19 protein-coding genes are annotated in these 20,362 nt (G+C 43.9%); 8 read left to right on the top strand and 11 right to left on the bottom strand.

Annotated elements, in window-relative coordinates; all coding sequences use genetic code 11:
* Window positions 1-64: 64 nt before the first annotated feature.
* Together DN53_RS09360 and DN53_RS09355 are read left to right on the top strand one after the other, a co-directional pair.
* Window positions 65-1,801, top strand: coding sequence for a DNA polymerase III subunit gamma/tau (locus DN53_RS09360; RefSeq protein ID WP_129654141.1), 1,737 nt, complete (start codon window positions 65-67; stop codon window positions 1,799-1,801).
* A 42-nt stretch (window positions 1,802-1,843) separates the two neighbouring features.
* Entirely contained in the window at window positions 1,844-2,425 is a 582-nt protein-coding gene (locus DN53_RS09355; protein WP_129654240.1) for a MiaE family protein, read from the top strand.
* A 5-nt stretch (window positions 2,426-2,430) separates the two neighbouring features.
* On the opposite strand, the gene DN53_RS09350 is transcribed toward DN53_RS09355, so the two are convergent.
* From DN53_RS09350 to rpsA, 9 genes are all read right to left on the bottom strand, one after another.
* Window positions 2,431-3,312 carry a Ppx/GppA phosphatase family protein gene (locus tag DN53_RS09350; protein WP_129654140.1) on the bottom strand — a complete coding sequence of 294 codons (882 nt, stop codon included), beginning with the start codon at window positions 3,310-3,312 and terminating at the stop codon, window positions 2,431-2,433.
* 12 nt (window positions 3,313-3,324) lie between these two features.
* Window positions 3,325-5,400 carry a polyphosphate kinase 1 gene (gene ppk1 / locus DN53_RS09345; protein WP_129654139.1) on the bottom strand — a complete coding sequence of 692 codons (2,076 nt, stop codon included), beginning with the start codon at window positions 5,398-5,400 and terminating at the stop codon, window positions 3,325-3,327.
* 3 nt (window positions 5,401-5,403) lie between these two features.
* Window positions 5,404-5,889, bottom strand: a complete 486-nt coding sequence (locus tag DN53_RS09340; RefSeq protein WP_129654138.1) for a SixA phosphatase family protein — start codon at window positions 5,887-5,889, stop codon at window positions 5,404-5,406.
* Window positions 5,890-5,900: 11 nt separating this feature from the next.
* Window positions 5,901-6,548, bottom strand: coding sequence for a pyridoxamine 5'-phosphate oxidase (gene pdxH / locus DN53_RS09335; protein ID WP_129654137.1), 648 nt, complete (start codon window positions 6,546-6,548; stop codon window positions 5,901-5,903).
* Between the two features lie 80 nt (window positions 6,549-6,628).
* Window positions 6,629-7,534, bottom strand: coding sequence for a ribonuclease Z (locus DN53_RS09330; protein ID WP_129654136.1), 906 nt, complete (start codon window positions 7,532-7,534; stop codon window positions 6,629-6,631).
* The gene (locus tag DN53_RS09325) at window positions 7,531-7,863 is read right to left on the bottom strand and encodes a ribonuclease Z (protein ID WP_129654135.1); all 333 of its coding nucleotides are present in this window, start codon (window positions 7,861-7,863) and stop codon (window positions 7,531-7,533) included. The genes DN53_RS09330 and DN53_RS09325 overlap by 4 nt, the downstream gene beginning before the upstream one ends.
* 1 nt (window position 7,864) lies before the next feature.
* Window positions 7,865-8,791, bottom strand: coding sequence for an aspartate carbamoyltransferase catalytic subunit (locus DN53_RS09320; RefSeq protein ID WP_129654134.1), 927 nt, complete (start codon window positions 8,789-8,791; stop codon window positions 7,865-7,867).
* A 6-nt stretch (window positions 8,792-8,797) separates the two neighbouring features.
* A complete protein-coding gene (gene pyrR / locus DN53_RS09315; RefSeq protein WP_129654133.1) occupies window positions 8,798-9,334 on the bottom strand; it encodes a bifunctional pyr operon transcriptional regulator/uracil phosphoribosyltransferase PyrR in 537 nt (178 codons plus the stop codon).
* Window positions 9,335-9,450: 116 nt separating this feature from the next.
* Window positions 9,451-11,286 carry a 30S ribosomal protein S1 gene (gene rpsA, locus DN53_RS09310; RefSeq protein WP_129654132.1) on the bottom strand — a complete coding sequence of 612 codons (1,836 nt, stop codon included), beginning with the start codon at window positions 11,284-11,286 and terminating at the stop codon, window positions 9,451-9,453.
* 257 nt (window positions 11,287-11,543) lie between these two features.
* Between rpsA and DN53_RS09305 the strand changes: the two genes are divergently transcribed.
* The 6 genes from DN53_RS09305 to DN53_RS09280 all read left to right on the top strand — a co-directional run bounded on the left by DN53_RS09305 (window position 11,544) and on the right by DN53_RS09280 (window position 17,025).
* On the top strand, window positions 11,544-11,924 hold the full coding sequence (locus DN53_RS09305) for a LysM peptidoglycan-binding domain-containing protein (RefSeq protein WP_129654131.1): 381 nt from the start codon (window positions 11,544-11,546) through the stop codon (window positions 11,922-11,924).
* 261 nt (window positions 11,925-12,185) lie between these two features.
* Window positions 12,186-13,343 (top strand): glycosyltransferase family 87 protein, encoded by a 1,158-nt coding sequence (locus DN53_RS09300; RefSeq protein WP_129654130.1) that lies wholly within the window; start codon window positions 12,186-12,188, stop codon window positions 13,341-13,343.
* A gap of 243 nt (window positions 13,344-13,586) precedes the next feature.
* Complete coding sequence (locus tag DN53_RS09295) at window positions 13,587-14,177, top strand: Crp/Fnr family transcriptional regulator (RefSeq protein ID WP_242502109.1); 591 nt, start codon at window positions 13,587-13,589, stop codon at window positions 14,175-14,177.
* 74 nt (window positions 14,178-14,251) lie between these two features.
* Window positions 14,252-15,553 (top strand): M20 metallopeptidase family protein, encoded by a 1,302-nt coding sequence (locus DN53_RS09290; protein ID WP_129654129.1) that lies wholly within the window; start codon window positions 14,252-14,254, stop codon window positions 15,551-15,553.
* A gap of 87 nt (window positions 15,554-15,640) precedes the next feature.
* Entirely contained in the window at window positions 15,641-16,357 is a 717-nt protein-coding gene (locus DN53_RS09285) for a VIT1/CCC1 transporter family protein (protein ID WP_129654128.1), read from the top strand.
* 188 nt (window positions 16,358-16,545) lie between these two features.
* Window positions 16,546-17,025 carry a hypothetical protein gene (locus DN53_RS09280; protein WP_129654127.1) on the top strand — a complete coding sequence of 160 codons (480 nt, stop codon included), beginning with the start codon at window positions 16,546-16,548 and terminating at the stop codon, window positions 17,023-17,025.
* 25 nt (window positions 17,026-17,050) lie between these two features.
* On the opposite strand, the gene cmk is transcribed toward DN53_RS09280, so the two are convergent.
* Both cmk and lon read right to left on the bottom strand, forming a co-directional pair.
* Window positions 17,051-17,743: a (d)CMP kinase gene (cmk, locus tag DN53_RS09275; protein ID WP_129654126.1), complete on the bottom strand. Its 693-nt coding sequence runs from the start codon at window positions 17,741-17,743 to the stop codon at window positions 17,051-17,053.
* A 53-nt stretch (window positions 17,744-17,796) separates the two neighbouring features.
* A complete protein-coding gene (lon, locus tag DN53_RS09270) occupies window positions 17,797-20,247 on the bottom strand; it encodes an endopeptidase La (protein ID WP_129654125.1) in 2,451 nt (816 codons plus the stop codon).
* Window positions 20,248-20,362 lie beyond the last annotated feature (115 nt).

Below are 20,362 nucleotides of genomic sequence, written 5' to 3'. Positions count from 1 at the left end.
CCTCTTGTACCACTTTGACGGTTGCTATTTTTATATTTGTAGGAACGCAATTGTATCATTGATTTTGGAACCCTTTATTGTATCGGCAAGAAAATATCGCCCGCAGACTTTTAAGGATGTGGTGGGCCAGGGTGCCATTACCAATACATTGCTGAATGCCATAGAAAACAACCATTTGGCACAAGCGCTTTTATTCTGTGGACCAAGGGGTGTGGGTAAAACCACCTGTGCACGGATATTGGCTAAAAAAATCAATCAGGATGGTACCGAACGGGACGATGAGGATTTTGCCTTCAATATCTTTGAGCTGGATGCCGCCTCCAATAATTCCGTGGATGATATCCGGAGTCTGATCGACCAAGTACGGATACCTCCCCAGGTAGGCAAATACAAAGTCTATATCATTGACGAGGTGCACATGCTCTCCCAATCCGCTTTCAACGCTTTTTTAAAGACATTGGAAGAGCCTCCAAAGCATGCCATTTTTATCTTGGCCACCACGGAAAAGCACAAAATAATTCCAACCATTCTATCCCGATGCCAAATTTTTGATTTTAAGCGCATCACGGTAAAGGATGCTACGGAGTACCTTAAATACATCGCGGAGCAACAAGGGATTGAGGCAGAGGAAAGTGCCCTTCACATTATAGCCCAAAAGGCAGATGGCGCCATGCGCGATGCCCTCTCCATTTTTGACCGGGTAGTAAGTTTTTCGGGCAAGGAATTGACCCGTAAAGCCGTGACGGAAAATTTAAACGTGTTGGATTACGACACCTATTTTTCTGCAACGGACCTTATCTTGGAAAACAAGATTCCAGAGCTCCTGATACTTTTGAACGATACTTTGTCCTATGGGTTTGATGGCCATCATTTTATTACGGGCCTAGCATCCCATTTCAGGGATTTAATGGTATGCCAACATCCCGAGACCATAGCCCTTTTGGAGGTAGGTGAGGATGTCAAGAACCAATATAAGGAGCAGGCTGCCGAAACCTCCAAGGATTTCCTCTTAAAAGCCATTGATCTGGCCAATGATTGCGACCTCAAGTACAAATCCAGTAAAAACCAACGTCTGTTGGTTGAACTTACCCTTATGAAATTGGCCTCCATCACTTATGATGGAGAAAAAAAAAAGTCTGATTTTATAATCCCAGCTTCATTTTTTTCTGGAAGGCCCAAAACCAATGGAGCTGCTCCCCCAAAAACCAACGAGAAACCTAAAACTGCGACCACTTCGGTAACGGAAACTGTTCCCGAAACACCTGAACCCCAACCGGTATTGGCACAAGAGCCCCAGGAAGAATATCAACCCGCAAAGAAAATTCAAATAAAGCCTTCGGAAAAAAGAGTGTCCGGGCTGTCATTATCCAGTATCAAAGCTAAAAAGGCCCACGAAAACACCAAAACATCCGAGGTTGACCACGAAGAGCTCCCCAAAGAGCCGTTTACCGAAGCAGAAATGCAGGCCCATTGGGACGATTTTGTAGATCAATTGGAAGACAAAGGCCGAAAAATTCTGGCCAGTAATCTCCAAACCGATGTGCCCAAGTTAAAAAATGACCATACCATTTGGATAGAGCTTCCCAACAGCACCATGAAAAAAGAGGTGGAACGGGAACAAAGTCTAATGCTCAACTACCTCAAGGAAAAGCTGAACAACCATTCCATCACCCTTCACATTACCGTGAATGAGGAAGTGGCCAAAAAATTTGCCTTTACCCCAGCGGAAAAGTATGAGAAACTACGGGAAAAGAATCCTGCCATAGACCTCTTGCGCAAGGAGTTCGACTTAGATTTTTAGCCATTCCATTATCTTTGCAGCTAAATCTTGAAAAGTACCACTATGCTAGGGCTTAAACTACCGACCGATCCCAGATGGGTGAACATTGTTGAAAAGAACATTGAGGAAATCCTTACCGATCATGCCTATTGCGAGCAAAAAGCGGCCAGTACCGCCATTTCACTCATCATAGGCTTTCCGGAAAAATCTGAATTGGTCAAGGAAATGACCGCCTTGGCACGTGAGGAAATGGGCCACTTTAACATGGTTCATGATAAAATCCTGAAACGGGGATGGGTCCTAGGGCGTGAACGTAAGGACGAGTATGTAATTGAGTTGATGAAGTTTTTCCCAAAAGGAGGTAGCAAAGAAACCCATTTGGTGCATAAGCTGCTCTATGCGGCTTTGATTGAAGCCCGTAGTTGTGAACGTTTCCGTTTACTTTCCGAAGAAATTGCAGATGAGGAACTCTCCGAATTCTACCGCAATCTTATGGTCAGTGAGGCCAACCATTATACCATGTTCCTAACGTTTGCCCGAAAGTATGGCGATAAGGATGTAGTAGATCAAAAATGGCAGGACCTATTGGATTATGAGGCCGGTCTTATGAAAGACTTGGGCAAAAAAGAAACCATGCATGGCTAATAATCTTACTGATAGTACAAAGTCTTGATCATACCATCGGCCAACCCTATTTTGGGCACATGGATTTTCTTGGCCTTGCTCCATTTGGCCGCATTCAGGAATATTTTAGTAGCAGGTATGATCACATCAGCCCGGTCTTGGTTAAGGCCCAACTCGGCAATGCGGTCTTCATATTCCATGCTGTTCAGAAAATGGTACTGGGCATTCAACCAGATATAGGACAAGGGTTGTCCAATCTTCCGCCCCGACATTTTGTGCAGCTTATTGATGTTCCCCCCCGAACCAATGATCTCCACCAACCTATCCTGCCCTATGTGTGAGGCTATCCACGCCTTAATGTCGTCCCAAACGGTATCCTTGACCAAATTGTTGAGAATACGGACGGTGCCTATTTCAAAAGAACGCGAGACTACAGGCGCTCCTTTGTCAAAAATGGTGAACTCCGTGCTTCCGCCCCCTACATCCACATAGAGATAGAGTCGGTCGGTTTTGATCACGTCCTTTAAATCTGTGGATGCGATGATGGCCGCTTCGCGTTTACCATCTATAATATCTATTTTGATGTTGGATTCTTGTTGTACTCGTTCAATGACCTCCTGACCATTTCTCGCCTCACGAAGCGCAGAAGTGGCACAAGCCATGTATTTTTCCACGCCATAGACCTGCATCAACAGATCAAAGGATTGCATGGTTTTAATAAGACGTTTAAGACTGGTATCCGAAATCTCTCCCCGCAAAAAAGAATCTTCCCCCAAACGAACGGGAACGCGCACCAACTCACTCTTTTTGAACAAGGTAGGTTTATCTTTCTGCTCAATCACGTTGTTGATGAGCAATCGTATGGCGTTGGACCCAATGTCTATGGCCGCAAACTTTCGTATTAACAAATTTATGGGGTATTAAGATTCCAACTTCTTCTGATAATAGTGGTAGAGCTCAAATTGCGATCTAAGCTCCGGCTCACCTTCGGTACGCTGCCTATAGGCATTGTCCTGTTTTTCCGAAAACACCCGGGCCTTTAGGTTATCCTTCCAAGATATCTCAAAAGTATCCAAAAGCTCTTGTTTGATGTCCGGGTCATAAATGGGGCATCCCACCTCAACCCTAAAATCAAGGTTTCGCGTCATCCAATCTGCTGAGGAGATATAGACCTTGGGGTCACCATTGTTTCCAAAGATGAACAATCTTGGATGCTCCAAAAACTTGTCCACAATACTAATGGCCTCAATATTCTCACTCATGCCCGGTACGCCCGGAATAAGGCAACAGATTCCACGTACCACCATCTGGATCTTTACGCCTGCCCTACTGGCTTCATACAGTTTGTCCACCATTTTGTACGAAGTGAGGCTGTTCATCTTTATTTTGATATAGGCCTCCCTACCCGCTTTGGCATTGGCTATCTCCCTATCAATAAGTTTGATAAAGGTAGATTTGGTGTAGTGCGGGGAAACAATCAGGTGCCTATACTTATTAATCTTATAGTTGGTCTCAAAGAACCCAAAGACCTTGCTCATATCCTTCAGGATTCCTTGATGGGCCGTAAAAAGGGTATAATCCGTATAGATCTTTGCTGTGGATTCATTAAAGTTTCCAGTACTTATAAAACCATAACGTTTGATGCCTTCGGCTTCTTCCCGCTCTATCATGCAGATCTTACTATGTACCTTTAGACCTGGAACCCCAAAAATCAAGTTGATGCCTTCCGCCTGTAATTGGTTGGCATACTCAATATTGGCTTGCTCATCAAATCGGGCCTGCAATTCTATCTGTACCGTAACATGCTTTCCATTTTTTACGGCATTGATTAATGAGGAGGCTATCTGACTATCATTGGCCAATCGGTATACCGTGATCAATATCGTCCTTACCTTGGGGTCTAGGGCGGCTTCCCTTAAAAACTTGGTGATATAGCTAAAAGTATGGTAGGGCGCATAGATCATATAATCCTTGTGCGCTATCATTTCCAAAAGACTCCCTTCCATGCTGAGCCCCTTTACGGGAAGCGGATCTATCTTGTCATACATGAGATCGTATCTTCCCAAGCTGGGAAAGCCCATATAGTCACGTCTGTTATGGTAACGTCCGCCAGGAATCACACTATCCGTACCCATAATGTCCATCTTTTCCTTGAGGAACTGAAGGGTATCCTTATCGATATTTTTGTCATAAACAAAACGGACCGGATCACTGATTTTTCTATGCTCCACACTGGAAGAAATCTTCTCAATGAAGCTCTTGCTCAAATCGTTATCAATGTCCAATTCGGCATCCCGGGTAATCTTGATCATGTGGGCCGAGATGGACTCAAACTCGAACATGGTAAATACGCTATCCAAACAGAACCGAATCAGGTCATCCAGAATGATGATATAATTCTTGTCCCCTTCCTTGGGTAGCACCACAAAACGGTCAATGCCCTTTGGAATCTCGATCAGGGCATACCGATTGTGTTTCCGTTCCCCTGAACCATTTTTCATGACAATCTTTACGGCCAAATAGGCTGCAGTGTCCTTCAACAATGGAAACTCGGTAAGGTCGTTCAGGATGATGGTCATCAACTCTTGATTGACCTTGTGAAAGAAATAATCGCGGATAAACTCGGCTTGGCTATCGTTTACTTCATTCTCATCAATGATGAAAATATTTTCTTCCTTGAGTTCCTTTTCAATCTCATTGAAAATTTCCAGACTACGGGCCTGCTGGGCAATCACAATCTTGGTAATCTCTTCCAAAAGATCCTTGGCCCTCTCTCCACCCAACACACTTTTTCCTGTTTTTCCAGCATCCACAATACGTTTTACCGTGGCATACCGCACCTTGAAAAACTCATCCAGATTATTACTGAAAATCCCCAAAAACCGAAGTCGGTCAATCAGGGGCACTTTCTTGTCCGCACTTTCTTGAAGTACGCGGGCGTTGAAATGTAACCAACTAATTTCCCTGTTTATATATTCATTCTTTGTTTTGACCATTCTTTATTTTAAGTGTTTTGGAAAGATTGTTCGCTCAGTGGTTCCCTTGGAAACCTTGGACCAATCGTCCACATTGAATATAATGTGCACAAGTCCTGCTGTGGGAACGTTTTCAATATACTGATCTCCCCAAGTATTTGCAAGCGAAGTGAAGGCATAATTATGTCCGAAAATCGCAACGGTCTGATGGTCATTATCCAGTTTGCCCACAAATCGCTGGACACTATCTCCAGAAAAGTCATAGAGTGCCTTATCCACCTTAAACCGATCCAAGTCAAAATCAAGGTTCCTAAGACAGATCATACTGGTATGCAAGGCCCTAATTGCTGGGCTGGAATAGGCAAAGTCTATTTTAGGCGCATGGTTTCCAAAGGTTTTGGACACCAAATGGGCGTCATTGATTCCCCTTTGGAGCAAGGGTCTATCCTTATCGGACACTTCGTAATCCCAAGAGGATTTTCCGTGTCTCATGAGTATCAGCTGTTTCATGTTCACTAGAGTTATGGTGCCAAACGTTCTATCTTCCAGTCGTAATCTTCCTGGAGTGTATATCTGATCCTATCGTGCAGTCGGTTAGGCCTCCCCTGCCAAAATTCAATGGAGACCGGTCGTACCAAAAACCCTCCCCAGTTGGATGGTCTAGGGATTTCCTTCCCCTCATATTTTCTTTCCAAGGCTTCCAATTCCTTTTCCAAAACCTCGCGTGACCCGATCACCTCACTTTGGTTGGAGACCACGGCACCCAATTGGCTGCCCAACGGCCTGGATTCAAAATACCCGTCCGAAAGGTTTTCGGCGAGTTTCTCCGCCGTACCCTTTATGATTACCTGTCGCTCCAAATTGGGCCAAAAAAAAGAGAGGCATAGGGAAGGATTGGCCGCTATGGCCCTCCCTTTTTCGCTATCGTAATTGGTATAAAAAATAAAGCCTTCATGGGTGTACTTTTTCATTAGCACCACCCTATTCTTGGGAAAACCATCCAACCCAATGGTAGAAACGGTCATGGCGTTGGGTTCATCCAATCCATCCGTGGCCTCCACTTCATAGAACCATTTTTGAAATTGTTCCATGGGATTTTCCTTGATGGTAGTTTCCAACAAGGCACTTTTCTCGTAGGATTTTCTGTAATCGCTCAAATCTTTCTGCATACTGTGAATTTCGTCAAAATTCAAATCTCAGCAAAGCATCGCGGTTGGAAAAGTTGTTTTATTTGTGTTAAGGTCTCCCCTTAGATTTCAAAGGTTTTGCCATCATCGGCCAAAGCCACATTGGGAAACACCTGCATGGCCTCTTCCCTAAAAAGTTCCAAGGATTTATACCTCGTGGAATAATGGCCCAAGATCAATTTTCCCACATGGGCCTGCTGGGCTATTTGGGCGGCTTGCTTGGCCGTGGAATGCTTAGTTTTGGCACAAAGATGGGATTCGGTTTCCAAAAAAGTGGACTCGTGATAAAGGGCATCAACCCCCTCAATAAGAGGAACTATGGGCTCATGATAACTTGTATCGCTGCAAAACGCGTAGCTTTTGGGTTTAGGTGGGTCCGACGTAAGCTTGGCATTGGGTATGGTTTCCCCATTGTTGGAAACGCCATCTGCCCCATTTTTGATATTGTTGAACTGACTCCGGTCTACACCCAGCCTTTTGGCCGCTTCCACATCCAAGGTCCTTGGGGCCGGTTTTTCGTGGAACACAAACCCGTTGGTGTACACACGATGCTCCAATGGTACGGTACGGACACTCACTTTCTCATCCTCAAACAAAAGTTCTGAATCCTTGGATTCCAATTCATGGAAAATAAGTGGGAAATTGGTCCATGAATCACCCAGTTTAAGCAATAATGTTACGGCCTGCTTAATTCCTTTGGGACCGTAGATATGCATTTCACTGTCCCTGCCCAAAAGCCTGAACGTTGAAATCAAGCCTGGTAATCCAAAAAAATGGTCGCCATGTAGATGTGATATGAAAATGTGTTTGATCCTGGAGAATTTAAGCTTGTACTTTCTCAGTTGTACTTGGGTGCCTTCCCCACAATCAATCAAAAAAAGGTGGTTCTTGATCTCTAACACCTGTGAAGTTGGATTGGTAAACGTTCTTGGAGTTGCGGAATAACATCCTAGAATGGTCAACTTCATAGATCCAAATCGCGTTCAATTTCTTCCATTTCAATCAAATCCTTGGCTTCTTGAACGGTGGGCACCACACTGATCTCATCAGGAACGTCATCATATGAGACTGTATTTGTGACCAACACAAAGGATTTTCCCGCGCCTTTATGTGTATTGGATATTTCCAAAAACTCCAATACATCACCCGACTTCAAAGCACTGAATGAAAACAGGTTGACAATGATATTGTCATGCTTGATTTTGGGATACGCTTTGTTCAGATTGTCCATGAAGGTGAAAAGCGAGGTCTTCTCTTGAAAAACGATAGTGGTCGTACCTTCTTTGTCGAAAATCATCTTACTGAATTTTTGATGCCAATAAATATAATACTGCCATACGGATGGCCACTCCATTTTCCACTTGGTGCAGGATAATGGACTGATCGGAATCCGCTACATCACTTGTAATCTCCACTCCCCTGTTGATTGGTCCGGGGTGCATGATCACAATTTCTTTGTCCAAGCTGTCCAACAGCTGTTTATTCACCCCAAATTGTTGGGTATACTCTCTTATGGAGGGGAAATAGCTGATGTCCATACGCTCATGCTGTACACGTAGCATATTGGCCACATCACACCACTCCAATGCTTTCCTTAAATTGGTTTCCACCGATACCCCAAGCGATTCTATATGCTTTGGAATCAGGGTTTTTGGACCACATACCTTTACATTGGCCCCTTGCAATTTTAGGGCAAAAATATTGGAAAGGGCCACACGTGAGTGCAAAATATCCCCTACAATGACAATGTTCTTCCCGGACACATCCCCCAATTTTTCACGAATGGAATACGAATCCAAAAGGGCTTGGGTAGGATGTTCGTGGGCTCCATCACCAGCATTCACTATAGCTGCCTTCACATGTTTGGACAGAAAAATTCCCGCTCCGGGATTGGGGTGACGCATCACCACCAAATCCACTTTCATGGATAGGATATTGTTGACCGTATCAATAAGGGTCTCCCCTTTCTTTACCGAAGATTGGCCCGCAGAAAAATTGACAACATCCGCTGAAAGTCGCTTTTCAGCCAATTCAAAGGAAAGTCGGGTACGGGTACTGTTCTCAAAAAAGATATTGGCAATGGTGGTATCCCGCAAAGTGGGAACTTTCTTGATCGATCGGTTGATCACTTCCTTAAAATGGTCCGCCGTTTCAAAAATGAGCGTTATATCTTTTTTGTTCAGATATTTTATCCCCAGCAAGTGATTTACACTCAGTTCACTCATTTTAATCTATTTGCTTACTAAATATACCATGTCCTCCCCGTCATTTTCCTCCCACATCACCTTAACTTTTTCATCATTGATGGCATCAACCTGCCGTCCCCTATAATTGGGCTGTATGGGCAAGTGTCTGCTAAAACGCCTGTCGATCAATGTCAACAGTTCAATGCTTTGGGGCCTGCCAAAGGATTGGATGGCCGTTAACGCGGCCCGAATACTTCGTCCCGTATAGAGTACATCGTCCACGAAGACCACTTTTTTGTCCTCGACCAGAAAGTTCATCTTGGTGGAATTGGCCTTAAGAATCTCCCCTCTTCCAAAATCATCCCGAAAAAATGTGATATCCAAAAAGCCCAAGGCGATATCCTTGATCTTATATTCCTGTTTAAGAATCTTGGCCAGACGTTCGGCTAAAAAGACGCCTCTCGGCTGAATGCCGATCAAGGCGGTATTGGTAAAGTCCAAATGGTTTTCTAAAAGCTGACAGGCCAGCCGGTGCAGTATGATATTTATTTCCTTTGAAGTAAGCAGTACTTTTTGACTCATATGCTTTGCGACCGACTCATTTGTATGCAAAAGTAAGCAATTCTTTAAAATGCCAACACTATAAAAAAAGCCCCGCTGTTTCCAGCAGGGCTTTCGCTATATTCAGGATAATCTGATTACTTCTTCTTGGAATCAGCTTCCATTTTATCCTTCAAGGCTTGCAATTGAGCATTGGCATCACCAAGGGTTGGTGCAGCTTCGTCAGACGAAGTAGACCTTTTCTTGGCAGCTCTTACATTCTTCTCTTCTTGCTCTCTAAAGATAGCGGTGTGGCTGGCCACAACTCGTTTGAAATCTTTATTGAACTCTATGATCTTGAATTCTGCCTCTTCACCTTTTACCAATTTCTTACCATCTTCTTTCTCCAAGTGTCTTGATGGAACAAATCCAACAATATCCTCATTGAAGTCAATGGTAGCTCCTTTGTCAACGATCTCTGCGATGGAAGCTTTGTGGATGGTGCCTTCAGCAAACTCCTCGGAGTATTTGTCCCAAGGGTTCTCTGTGGTCTGCTTGTGACCCAAGCTCAACTTGCGTCCTTCCACGTCCAATTCCAAAACTTCCACTTCCAAGGTATCACCAACGGCAACAAACTCGGATGGGTGCTTGATCTTCTTGGTCCAAGAAAGGTCGGAGATATAGATCAAACCATCGATACCTTCTTCCATTTCAACAAATACACCAAAGTTGGTAAAGTTCCTTACAATTCCTTTGTGCTTGGAACCAACAGGATATTTGGTAGTGATATCGGTCCATGGGTCTGGAGTCAATTGCTTGATACCCAAAGACATTTTGCGGTCTTCACGGTCCAAGGTAAGTACAACAGCCTCAACCTCATCACCAACGTTCACGAAATCCTGGGCAGAACGCAAGTGCGTAGACCAAGACATTTCAGAAACGTGGATCAATCCTTCAACACCTTCGGCAACTTCGATAAAGGCACCGTAATCAGCGATCACAACAACTTTACCTTTTACTTTGTCACCTACTTTGATCTCATCACCAAGGGCATCCCATGGGTGTTTCTCCAATTGCTTAAGACCCAATTGGATTCTTGATTTGTTATCATCGAAGTCCAAGATAACCACGTTCAATTTCTGATCCAACTCCACAACTTCGTTGGGGTGGTTGATACGGCTCCAAGAAAGATCGGTAATGTGGATCAATCCATCTACGCCACCAAGGTCGATAAATACCCCGTAAGACGTGATGTTTTTCACTACACCTTCCAATACTTGGCCTTTCTCCAATTGACCGATGATCTCTTTTTTCTGCTCTTCGATATCAGCTTCGATCAAGGCTTTGTGTGAAACCACTACGTTCTTGAACTCGTGGTTGATTTTCACTACCTTGAACTCCATGGTCTTGCCTACATACTGATCGTAGTCACGGATAGGCTTCACATCGATTTGTGAACCAGGCAAGAACGCCTCAATTCCAAAAACATCGACGATCATACCTCCTTTGGTACGACATTTCACGAAACCGGTAACGATCTCTTCTTTGTCGTGGGCCGCATTAACGCGATCCCAAGCCATGATGGTCCTGGCCTTTCTGTGTGAAAGTACCAATTGACCTGTCTTGTCCTCACGGATGTCTATAAGGACCTCAACCTTGTCACCTACTTTAAGGTCTGGGTTGTAACGGAACTCGTTCAACGAGATTACCCCTTCAGACTTCGCATTGATGTCGATGATGGCCTCGCGATCGGTCATGTGGACCACGGTTCCCTCAACAACTTCCTCATCTGCGGTATCCACAAAGTTTTCCTCAACAAGCGTTTCAAATTCCTTGAGCTTTGTATCGTCTACGCGCTCAATTCCTTCTTCATACTTGTCCCAATCAAAACTATCAAGGAACTCCTTAGGGTCCTGTTGGGTCTGAACTTCTTCTTGTACTTCTTGTGTTGCGATAGTTTCTTCTACCTCAACGTTTGCTTTTTCTTCAGCCATGTGCTGATTTAAATTTGTATTCCACGTTTTACAGGAGCGGGGCGATTCCGTGAAAGTGATTTATACTTGTTTTTTACTAATTCCTTTTATCTCCTGATATTCGCCAAAAAGGAGTGCAAAATTACAATTAATCTTTTGATTTACAAAGTATCCCGACCAAAGGTTTATCCCCAAAAAAGTATTACAAAAATTTAATGGCAAAACATTTTCATAATGGCTATCTTGAAAGCTCTAATTGTTAACTAAAAAATACCATTATGAGTGTAAAAGCAAAGTATCAGCCCGTGTTGGACCTTGGCCTTAAATTGGGCATCAAGGACGGGGATGTTTCCGAGGAAAATGGCGTCCTAAAAATAAAGGGAATGGCTGCCACCCAATACGAAAAGAACATCCTTTGGGACAAAATAAAGGAGATCGGCGGGGAAAAGCCTTCGGACCTCAAGGCCAATATCACCGTAGAGGACGATTCTGTATACCACAGACATACGGTAAAGAGTGGGGAATCCTTGAGCAAGATCGCCAAGCATTATTATGGTGACCCCATGAAGTACACCAAGATCTTTGATGCGAACACCAATATTTTGAAAAATCCGGATATCATCCATCCCGATCAGGTGTTGGTGATCCCGAATTTGTAATGATTGTCAGTTCGAGCGCAGTCGAGAACATACAACTAATCAAAAAAAGACGCCTAGGGCGTCTTTTTTATTGATAACTGTTTTGCTTATCAATTGAAAACCATGCTCCGTCAATCCAGAATGTGTATTCATCAATTTAAATCATTATTCATAGACAAAAACCCATTACTTAACTCATTCTGAACATTACTCCATCCAGATATACCAAAAATAAAAGGACTATATCCCCAAATTAAATGGAGTTGCAATGACTAGAAAAGAATGGGGTTTGAAACAAAGACATTTCAAGTTAGAATATTGCTTTTACTACTTGGTATCAGCATACTTGCCATAGCACTTTTCAATACTAATTATCATGATTATATCGCTTATGTTAAACAATGGAGGATAATTTCGGATGGAGGAAACCCATATTTGGGAAAAGCCTCAGATAACGCTTATGGTATAATCTATAATCTTTTTGCTTATCTACATGTCACTGATTTAGTTGCTGTACCTAGAGGGTTGTGGATTCTGTTTTATTTCTTTACCATATCTAAATTATGCAACTTTATATCACACCAAAACCCAGAGGTTAACTTGACTTGGTTAAAGCTTTTCCTATTAGTAAATCCTCTATTCTTAATATTTGGTGTAAAATACGGATCTAATGATGTCTTTCTTTCGTCACTGGTTTTGCTGGGAATTATACTTTACCTAGAAAAAAAGAGCTTATTATCTGGAATAATTATTGCTATTGCTGTTGGGTTTAAGTTTGTCCCCCTGCTCATTATTCCATTCTTAATTTTCAACAATAATTTAAAAATAGATTACAAGTTCTTGTGTTCTTCAATTATAACCATAACACTAATCTATTTTATGGGGTATTTGGAATGGGGAAACGGTATTATTCGACCTTTGGTTTTGGGTACGGAAAGGGTTTCTAAAATTTTTTCGATTTTTAGATTTTTGAAAGCAAATGGCATAAACTTAGATTCCTACAGCACTATTTTGGTTATATCTGGGGCAATTGGGTCGTTTTTGGCTTATGTTATCTTCAAGCTTGACAGAACAATGTCAATTTTATTTTGTTGGTTGAATATACTTTTACTGTATAAAGTTGGTCACCCTCAATTTTATCTGACCCCTATCTTGCTAAGCACTTTAATTTATGGGTTGAACAAACAAATAATTAAGCGAAGTCCCTTTGTTTGTATCTGTTTTTTGACTTTAGGGCTTTGGATGTTTTTTTGGTCCTTTTATTATGACCAAATAGGGCTATCCCCTAGATTAAGGGACTGGATTGGATTGCCACATACCATAATCTTGCTAACAGCGAACATTTGGCTTCTAAAGTTAGGCTTCGCTAAAAGAAACCTTGTACTGAAAAAGTATGCCAGCGAGAATTCAAACAGCACAAAAGCATTAGAGTATAAATAAATAGCAACTAGCTCTACACCTTTAATTAGATTTTCCATACTTTTTTGCCAAATATCGTCCTAAACTGTTCTTCCTAATCTTGCTTCACAAACACCCTTTCGGTAAAGCCGCAAACAGCCTAGACTCTAAATTCAAACCCATACCGAGGTTTCAAGCCTCATGCTATTTCCATAAAATTTACGATCTTCCCTCCATGCGTCTAACTTGTTTTGGCCATCTGTCTATAATCGTTCAAAAAACACCTTGAAAGAAGAAACAACGCCTTATTTTGATCAGTTCATGGAACAATTTCCACATATGGAAGTGGAGACCCAAAAATTTACGCGTTCCATCCTGATGCTGAAAAAATACAAGAAAAAGGAGTTCTTGGCCAAGGCCGGGGATGTACAAACCGCCATTCCCTATATCTGTCAAGGGCTTGTGCGACGATATTATATCAACGAAAAAGGCAATGCCATAACCACAAGCTTTACCAGTGAACAGGGATATGCCACGGACTATCCTTCCTTTTTGAACCAGAGACCCACCAAATATTATATGGTATGCCTGGAACCAACCATTGTGGTTGAAATGCCCTATGAAAAGCTCCAAGAGGCCTATCGCAAATTCAAAGACAGTGAAATGTATGGCAGACTCATTGCCGAAATGGTCCTGACCCGGGAAACAGACCGGGTGGAAAGTTTCTTGTTTGAAAATGCCGAACAACGGTATTTGAATTTCTTGGAGACCCACAAGCACATCCTAAACCGGATAAGCCTCTCCCATTTGGCGTCCTATTTGGGCATTGAGCGCCAATCATTGAGCAGAATACGCAGTAATTTGGCCAAAAAGTGATTTTGTCACATAGGTGACAGGTAAAAAACATGGGGTCGGGATAATTTTACAGCATCACTGAAAAACAAGAGACTATGGCCCTAACCACAAAAGCAGCCAAAATCGCAGTATCCGTACTTTTTTTTCTGTTCGGGTGGAGTATGTATAGCCAAAACGCAGCGCCTTCTTCCATCCATCAATCCATCCAAACCCATACTGATGCAATTTTTGACGGCTTGGTGAACCTCCGGAGGGACTTTCACCTACACCCTGAGGTAGCCGAACAGGAAGAACGGACTGCCCAAAAAATACAGGACTTTTTGCGTTCCCTTGGATTGGAGGTGAAAACGGGCATTGGAGGCCATGGGGTGGTAGGCATCCTAAAAGGCGCCAAGGAAGGAAAGCACATTGCCTGGAGAGCCGACATTGATGCCTTGCCTTCGGACAGTCCCGATGTTGTGGATTTCGCATCAGAAAATAAAGGGGTGCGCCATATCTGTGGCCATGATGTGCACACCACTATTGGACTGGGTATGGCCCATGTGCTGGCCAGTCAGAAAGAACATTTGGAAGGGAGGATCTATTTTATCTTTCAACCTGCGGAAGAAACCTATGCCGGGGCCAAGGCCATGATTCATGATTCTTTGTTCCAAATAATCCAGCCCGAAGAAATCTACGCCGCCCACATCACCCCATCACCACAGGGAACGGTTTTTACCAAACCGGGACCGCTCTATGCCTATCTCAATGCCATTGAAATCAACTACAAAAGCACTGTCCAAAACAAAGGGGCACTTATTGATTATACCAAAAATTTGCTGCAAAGCTTTCAAACCGTAGGGGCCGATAGCAAGTTTTGGGACCCCCGTAACACGCTGGACCCTGAAATTGGCCTGGCCAATCCCAATACCATCTTTAAGGACTATTTGACCTTGTTGCAAGACATCAAGGTTAACGATTCTGAAGGGAAAATTACCCTAAGCAGTTTGATCAATTCCAGTGACCAACCACAACTGGATGCCTTGCTAAAAAATGTAAAAGCGGAGATTATGAACTCCAAATACGCCAAAGATTTGCTTTCCGTGGTGTATTCCTATGAAAAGGATATTCTTTATAATGATGAAAATCTGGCCCCGCTTGCCTTGAAGAGTATTGCCAACATTTACGGCGCACAAAACGCCATCCCTTTGTATGGAGTGTTTCCCGGTTATCATGGTGATGATTTCGCCTATTTTCAAGAGGAAGTGCCCGGAGTCTATTTCTTCCTTGGTGGTTCCAATTACGAAAAGGGCATCATCTCCATGCCCCACTCCCCAACTTTTCAAGTGGATGAGGAATGCATCCGGACCGGGGTCAACTATTTTTCTTCCATGCTAGTGGAAAGGCTAAAGCCTTGATACAAGCACCCCAAACGTATTTTAAAGTCGTTCTGTGATCCAAAATGGTTAACTTCATTGCTGTACTCAATTTGAACACCTAATACAATGGCAGAACAAACCGGAGGACTGGACAATTATTTGGACAACCACTACATACACCGAAGCAATTGGTTACGGGCCGCTGTGCTCGGTGCCAACGATGGGATTTTATCCACCGCGAGTATCGCCATTGGAGTGGCGGCCGCGAGTGACCTGCGGGAACCCATTATTTTGGCCTCATTGGCCGGACTTGTGGCCGGCGCCCTGTCCATGGCCGCCGGAGAGTATGTTTCCGTTAGTTCGCAGACCGATGTGGAAAAAGCCGACATTGAACGCGAACAACAGGAACTGGACGACATGCCCGAAATTGAGCTGCAACGACTTGCCGAAATCTATGAAAAAAGAGGTTTAAAAAAGGAGACCGCCTTAACAGTGGCCAAAGAACTGACCGAACACGATGCGCTGGGCGCCCATATCCGGGACGAGCTGGGCATCAATGAAATCAGTCAGGCCAAGCCCATGCAGGCTGCCTTGGCTTCGGGCGCCGCCTTTACCGCAGGGGGATCGCTCCCTTTTCTGGTCACCCTTTTCCTGCCTTTGGAGAGCATGGAATATACCCTTTATGGTTTTGCGCTTTTTTTCCTGATCATTTTGGGGGCCTTGGCCGCCAAAACAGGGGGCTCCAGCATTGGAAAGGCCATCCTCAGGATCACCTTCTGGGGAACCGTGGCCATGGGTCTTACCGCTTTGGTGGGGTATCTGTTCAATGTTAATGTAGGGTAAAACGGTGATTTCCCATCAATTGAAAACCGGATTCTATCAAATCAAAATAGGTATCCATCCATTTCCAGTGGCATCTTCAATGAAAAAAGCCCAACTTCACTTACCTGTGGCGAACTTGTTTCGGTATCGGTCTATGTAATTCACTTTTAAACGAATCCTATTTTAGAACGTTGTACGCAAGCTGAAAAATGGAACGAATATCAAGAGATACAGTAGCTTTATTTACTGAACTTAAAAAAGAACTAACTGAATTAGATTTAGGCGAAAATGAAAAATTGAGATTCACTTACTGTGAAATAGGACAACTATTGACTCACGGATTTTCAGTTAGCTTAACCACATCAGACAACAACTTTTTGAGAGTTAAGAACTGGAATACCAAATTTTATAGAGAAGGATTTGAAAACGGTTTCTTTAATTTAGATAGACTCGCAATAAATGAGAAAAAAATTAAACTCACTGATTCGGAATTTTTAGATCTACAAAAGTTAATCAATAAGGAATTGAATAAAAATAAGATAGATGGAATCGTTCTTGACGGGCTTTTTTGCCAACTCACGGTAGGAAATAAAACTTTGGAATGGAATATGAACAAGGAAATGAATAAGAATTTAAGCGAATTGATTTTGTTAATAAGAAAAAAAGCCAGCGTACAACAACGGCTATAAGTGCAACTCCAAAACTGTCTTTTCCTTACCCCTGCTTCGCAATCACACGTTGGGAAAAGTCGTAAATACGCTCAAACTGTTCTTCCAAGCCCATATCGCTATTGTCAAACTCAATGGCATCCTTGGCCTTTTGTAGTGGGGATATGCTCCGGGTAGAGTCTATGCGGTCCCGTTCCTGTACGTTTTTCAATACCTCCTCAAAGGTCACCTGCTCCCCTTTGTCCAACAACTCCTTGTAGCGTCGGGTGGCCCTGATTTCTGGGGAGGCGGTCATGAACAGTTTTAGCTCGGCATCCGGGAACACCACGGTACCAATGTCACGGCCATCCATAACAATGCCCTTGTCCTGGCCCATTTGTTGTTGCATTTCCACCAACTTGGTACGTACCTCGCCAATGGCGGCCACTTTGCTCACCTGTCCGGATACCCTCATGGTCCGGATTTCCTCTTCCACATTTTGGCCGTTCAAGTACATGTCGGATTTTCCAGAATCGGGGTTGGGCACAAACTTCAACTCCATTTCGGGCAAATGCGCGATCAATTCGGGGATATTGTCCTCCCCATCCACAAATCCATGGTCAAGGGCAAACAAGGCCACGGCCCGGTACATGGCACCGGTATCCACATAAATATAGTTCAAGGCTTTGGCCAAACGCTTGGCAATGGTACTTTTTCCCGTGGAAGAATAGCCGTCAATGGCTATGGTGATTTTTTTCATGCCGCAAAAATAGGTAGAAAAGGTTTTACCGAATCATGACATCCGTCATTCCATTATAGGGTTTTGGCATTTTTCACCTTTTGCTTGGTGATGGCAATGTCAATCACCTCACTCATATCGGTTACGTAATGAAATGTCAACCCCTTGAGATAGTCCGCTTTGATTTCCTCAATATCCTTTCGGTTATCGGCACAAAGAATGATTTCCTTAATCCGTGCGCGTTTTGCCGCCAAGATTTTCTCTTTGATTCCACCAACGGGCAACACTTTGCCCCTCAGGGTAATTTCCCCGGTCATGGCCAAGCTTTTCTTCACCTTGCGTTGGGTGAACAGCGACACCAAGGATGTTAACATAGTAATCCCCGCACTGGGCCCATCCTTGGGCGTTGCCCCTTCAGGAACGTGGATGTGCACATTGTACTTTTCAAACACATTGGGGTCTATACCAAAGGCCTCTGCATTGGATTTTATGTATTCCATGGCAATGGTGGCCGATTCCTTCATCACCTTGCCCAGATTCCCCGTTATGTTCAAGGCACCTTTTCCTTTGGACAAAATGGATTCTATGAAGAGGATATCGCCCCCAACACTGGTCCATGCCAATCCTGTGACCACCCCGGCCACATCGTTGTTTTCATATTTATCGCGCTCCAATCGGGCAGGACCCAGAATTTTTTCCACATCCTCACTGGTGACCTTCACGTTGTATTCTTCCTCGATAGCGATGGACTTTGCGGCATACCGAACCATTTTGGCCAGTTGCTTTTCCAATCCACGCACCCCGGATTCGCGGGTATAGCCTTCCACGATTTTCTCCAACTGGCGTTTGCCAATCTTCAAATCGTTGGTGGACAGTCCATGTTCCTTCAATTGTTTGGGCAACAAATGCCTTTTGGCGATTTCCACTTTTTCTTCAATGGTATAGCCTGTCACGTTGATGATTTCCATTCGGTCGCGCAACGCAGGCTGAATGGTGGCCAGGTTGTTGGCCGTGGCTATGAACATCACTTTGGATAGGTCATACCCCATCTCCAAGAAATTATCGTGGAACTCGGCGTTCTGCTCTGGGTCCAATACCTCCAACATGGCAGAGGATGGGTCCCCTTGATGACTGTTGGAAAGCTTATCGATCTCATCCAGAATAAAAACAGGGTTGGATGTCCCGGCTTTTTTCAAACTTTGAATGATACGACCGGGCATGGCCCCGATATAGGTTTTCCGGTGACCACGGATTTCCGCTTCGTCCCGAAGTCCACCCAAGGACATACGCACATATTCCCTGCCCAACGCCTCAGCCACGGATTTACCCAAGGAGGTCTTTCCTACCCCGGGAGGGCCATACAGACAAAGGATGGGCGATTTCATATCGTTTCTGAGTTTCAAAACCGCCAGATACTCAATGATCCTGCGTTTTACATCCTCAAGACCGTAATGGTCACGATCCAAAATCTGCTGGGCCCGTTTCAGGTCAAATTTGTCTTTGGAATACTCGTTCCAAGGCAGGTCCAATATCAAATCCAGATAATTACGCTGTATGGAATACTCGGCCACTTGGGGATTCATGCGCTGCATTTTTCCCAGCTCGCGCTCAAAGTGCTCCTTGACTTTTTTGCTCCATTTTTTCTTCTTGGCCCGCTCCTTCATCTCTTCCACTTCCTGCTCATAGGACATGCCACCCAATTCCTCTTGGATGGTCTTCATCTGTTGGTGAAGGAAATATTCGCGCTGCTGTTGGTCCATATCGCTACGAACCTTGGACTGGATATCGTTCTTCAATTCCAGTTTTTGAAGCTCCATGTTCATATAGCGCAAGGTGGCCAAGGCCCTATCCTGCAAATTCGGGATTTCCAGAAGTTGTTGTTTTTCGGCAACCGTTAAATTAAGGTTGGACGACACAAAATTGATCAAGAATGAATTACTCTGGATGTTCTTGATGGCAAAAGTGGCCTCGCTGGGAATATTGGGGTTGTCCTTAATGATCTTAAAGGCCAATTCCTTTATGGAATCGATAATGGCCCCAAATTCCTTATTGCCCTCTTCAGGGCGCACTTCCTCAGCCTCCTTTACCGTTGCGGTCATATACGGTTTTTCAGAAATGACTTGATCTATCTGAAAGCGCTTTTTTCCTTGAATGATGACGGTGGTGTTCCCATCGGGCATCTGCAGCACACGTAATATGCGCGCAACCGTTCCCAACGTATTGATGTCGTCCACCCCTGGGTTTTCGGTTTCCTCATCTTTTTGGGAAACAACCCCAATGGTCTTGGAACCATTGTTGGCATCGCGGATCAGGCTAATGGATTTATCCCTACCGGCCGTAATGGGGATTACCACACCTGGGAACAGCACGGTGTTCCGAAGCGGCAACACCGGCAAGGTTTCCGGTAGGCTCTCCCGGTTCATCTGTTCCTCGTCCTCTGGGGTGAGCAAAGGAATCAATTCCGCATCCTCATCCAAGCCTTGAAAGTCTATATTGTCAAAATTTGAAATTTTCATCTCTCCCATATCATCTTTTCGGTCATTTTGTCATAATCAACAAAATGACAATGTCCTTATTCTTTCACAAAACTGTTTTAACTCCTTTAAAATCAACGTTTATAGTCCTTAAACAGCTTTTTTT

It is taken from the genome of Flagellimonas olearia (assembly GCF_004150225.1).
GTDB classification, from domain to species: domain Bacteria; phylum Bacteroidota; class Bacteroidia; order Flavobacteriales; family Flavobacteriaceae; genus Flagellimonas; species Flagellimonas olearia.
Note: the sequence above shows the minus strand (reverse complement) of the source record. Positions and strands in the feature narration are given on the sequence as shown.

Coding starts and splice junctions, on each gene's coding strand:
- DN53_RS09355 (WP_129654240.1), top strand. CDS start 1,844: ATGCTAGGGCTTAAACTACCGACCGATCCCAGATGGGTGAACATTGTT.
- ppk1 (WP_129654139.1), bottom strand. CDS start 5,400: ATGGTCAAAACAAAGAATGAATATATAAACAGGGAAATTAGTTGGTTA.
- DN53_RS09340 (WP_129654138.1), bottom strand. CDS start 5,889: ATGAAACAGCTGATACTCATGAGACACGGAAAATCCTCTTGGGATTAC.
- pdxH (WP_129654137.1), bottom strand. CDS start 6,548: ATGCAGAAAGATTTGAGCGATTACAGAAAATCCTACGAGAAAAGTGCC.
- DN53_RS09330 (WP_129654136.1), bottom strand. CDS start 7,534: ATGAAGTTGACCATTCTAGGATGTTATTCCGCAACTCCAAGAACGTTT.
- DN53_RS09325 (WP_129654135.1), bottom strand. CDS start 7,863: ATGATTTTCGACAAAGAAGGTACGACCACTATCGTTTTTCAAGAGAAG.
- DN53_RS09320 (WP_129654134.1), bottom strand. CDS start 8,791: ATGAGTGAACTGAGTGTAAATCACTTGCTGGGGATAAAATATCTGAAC.
- pyrR (WP_129654133.1), bottom strand. CDS start 9,334: ATGAGTCAAAAAGTACTGCTTACTTCAAAGGAAATAAATATCATACTG.
- rpsA (WP_129654132.1), bottom strand. CDS start 11,286: ATGGCTGAAGAAAAAGCAAACGTTGAGGTAGAAGAAACTATCGCAACA.
- DN53_RS09305 (WP_129654131.1), top strand. CDS start 11,544: ATGAGTGTAAAAGCAAAGTATCAGCCCGTGTTGGACCTTGGCCTTAAA.
- DN53_RS09300 (WP_129654130.1), top strand. CDS start 12,186: ATGGGGTTTGAAACAAAGACATTTCAAGTTAGAATATTGCTTTTACTA.
- DN53_RS09290 (WP_129654129.1), top strand. CDS start 14,252: ATGGCCCTAACCACAAAAGCAGCCAAAATCGCAGTATCCGTACTTTTT.
- DN53_RS09285 (WP_129654128.1), top strand. CDS start 15,641: ATGGCAGAACAAACCGGAGGACTGGACAATTATTTGGACAACCACTAC.
- DN53_RS09280 (WP_129654127.1), top strand. CDS start 16,546: ATGGAACGAATATCAAGAGATACAGTAGCTTTATTTACTGAACTTAAA.
- cmk (WP_129654126.1), bottom strand. CDS start 17,743: ATGAAAAAAATCACCATAGCCATTGACGGCTATTCTTCCACGGGAAAA.
- lon (WP_129654125.1), bottom strand. CDS start 20,247: ATGGGAGAGATGAAAATTTCAAATTTTGACAATATAGACTTTCAAGGC.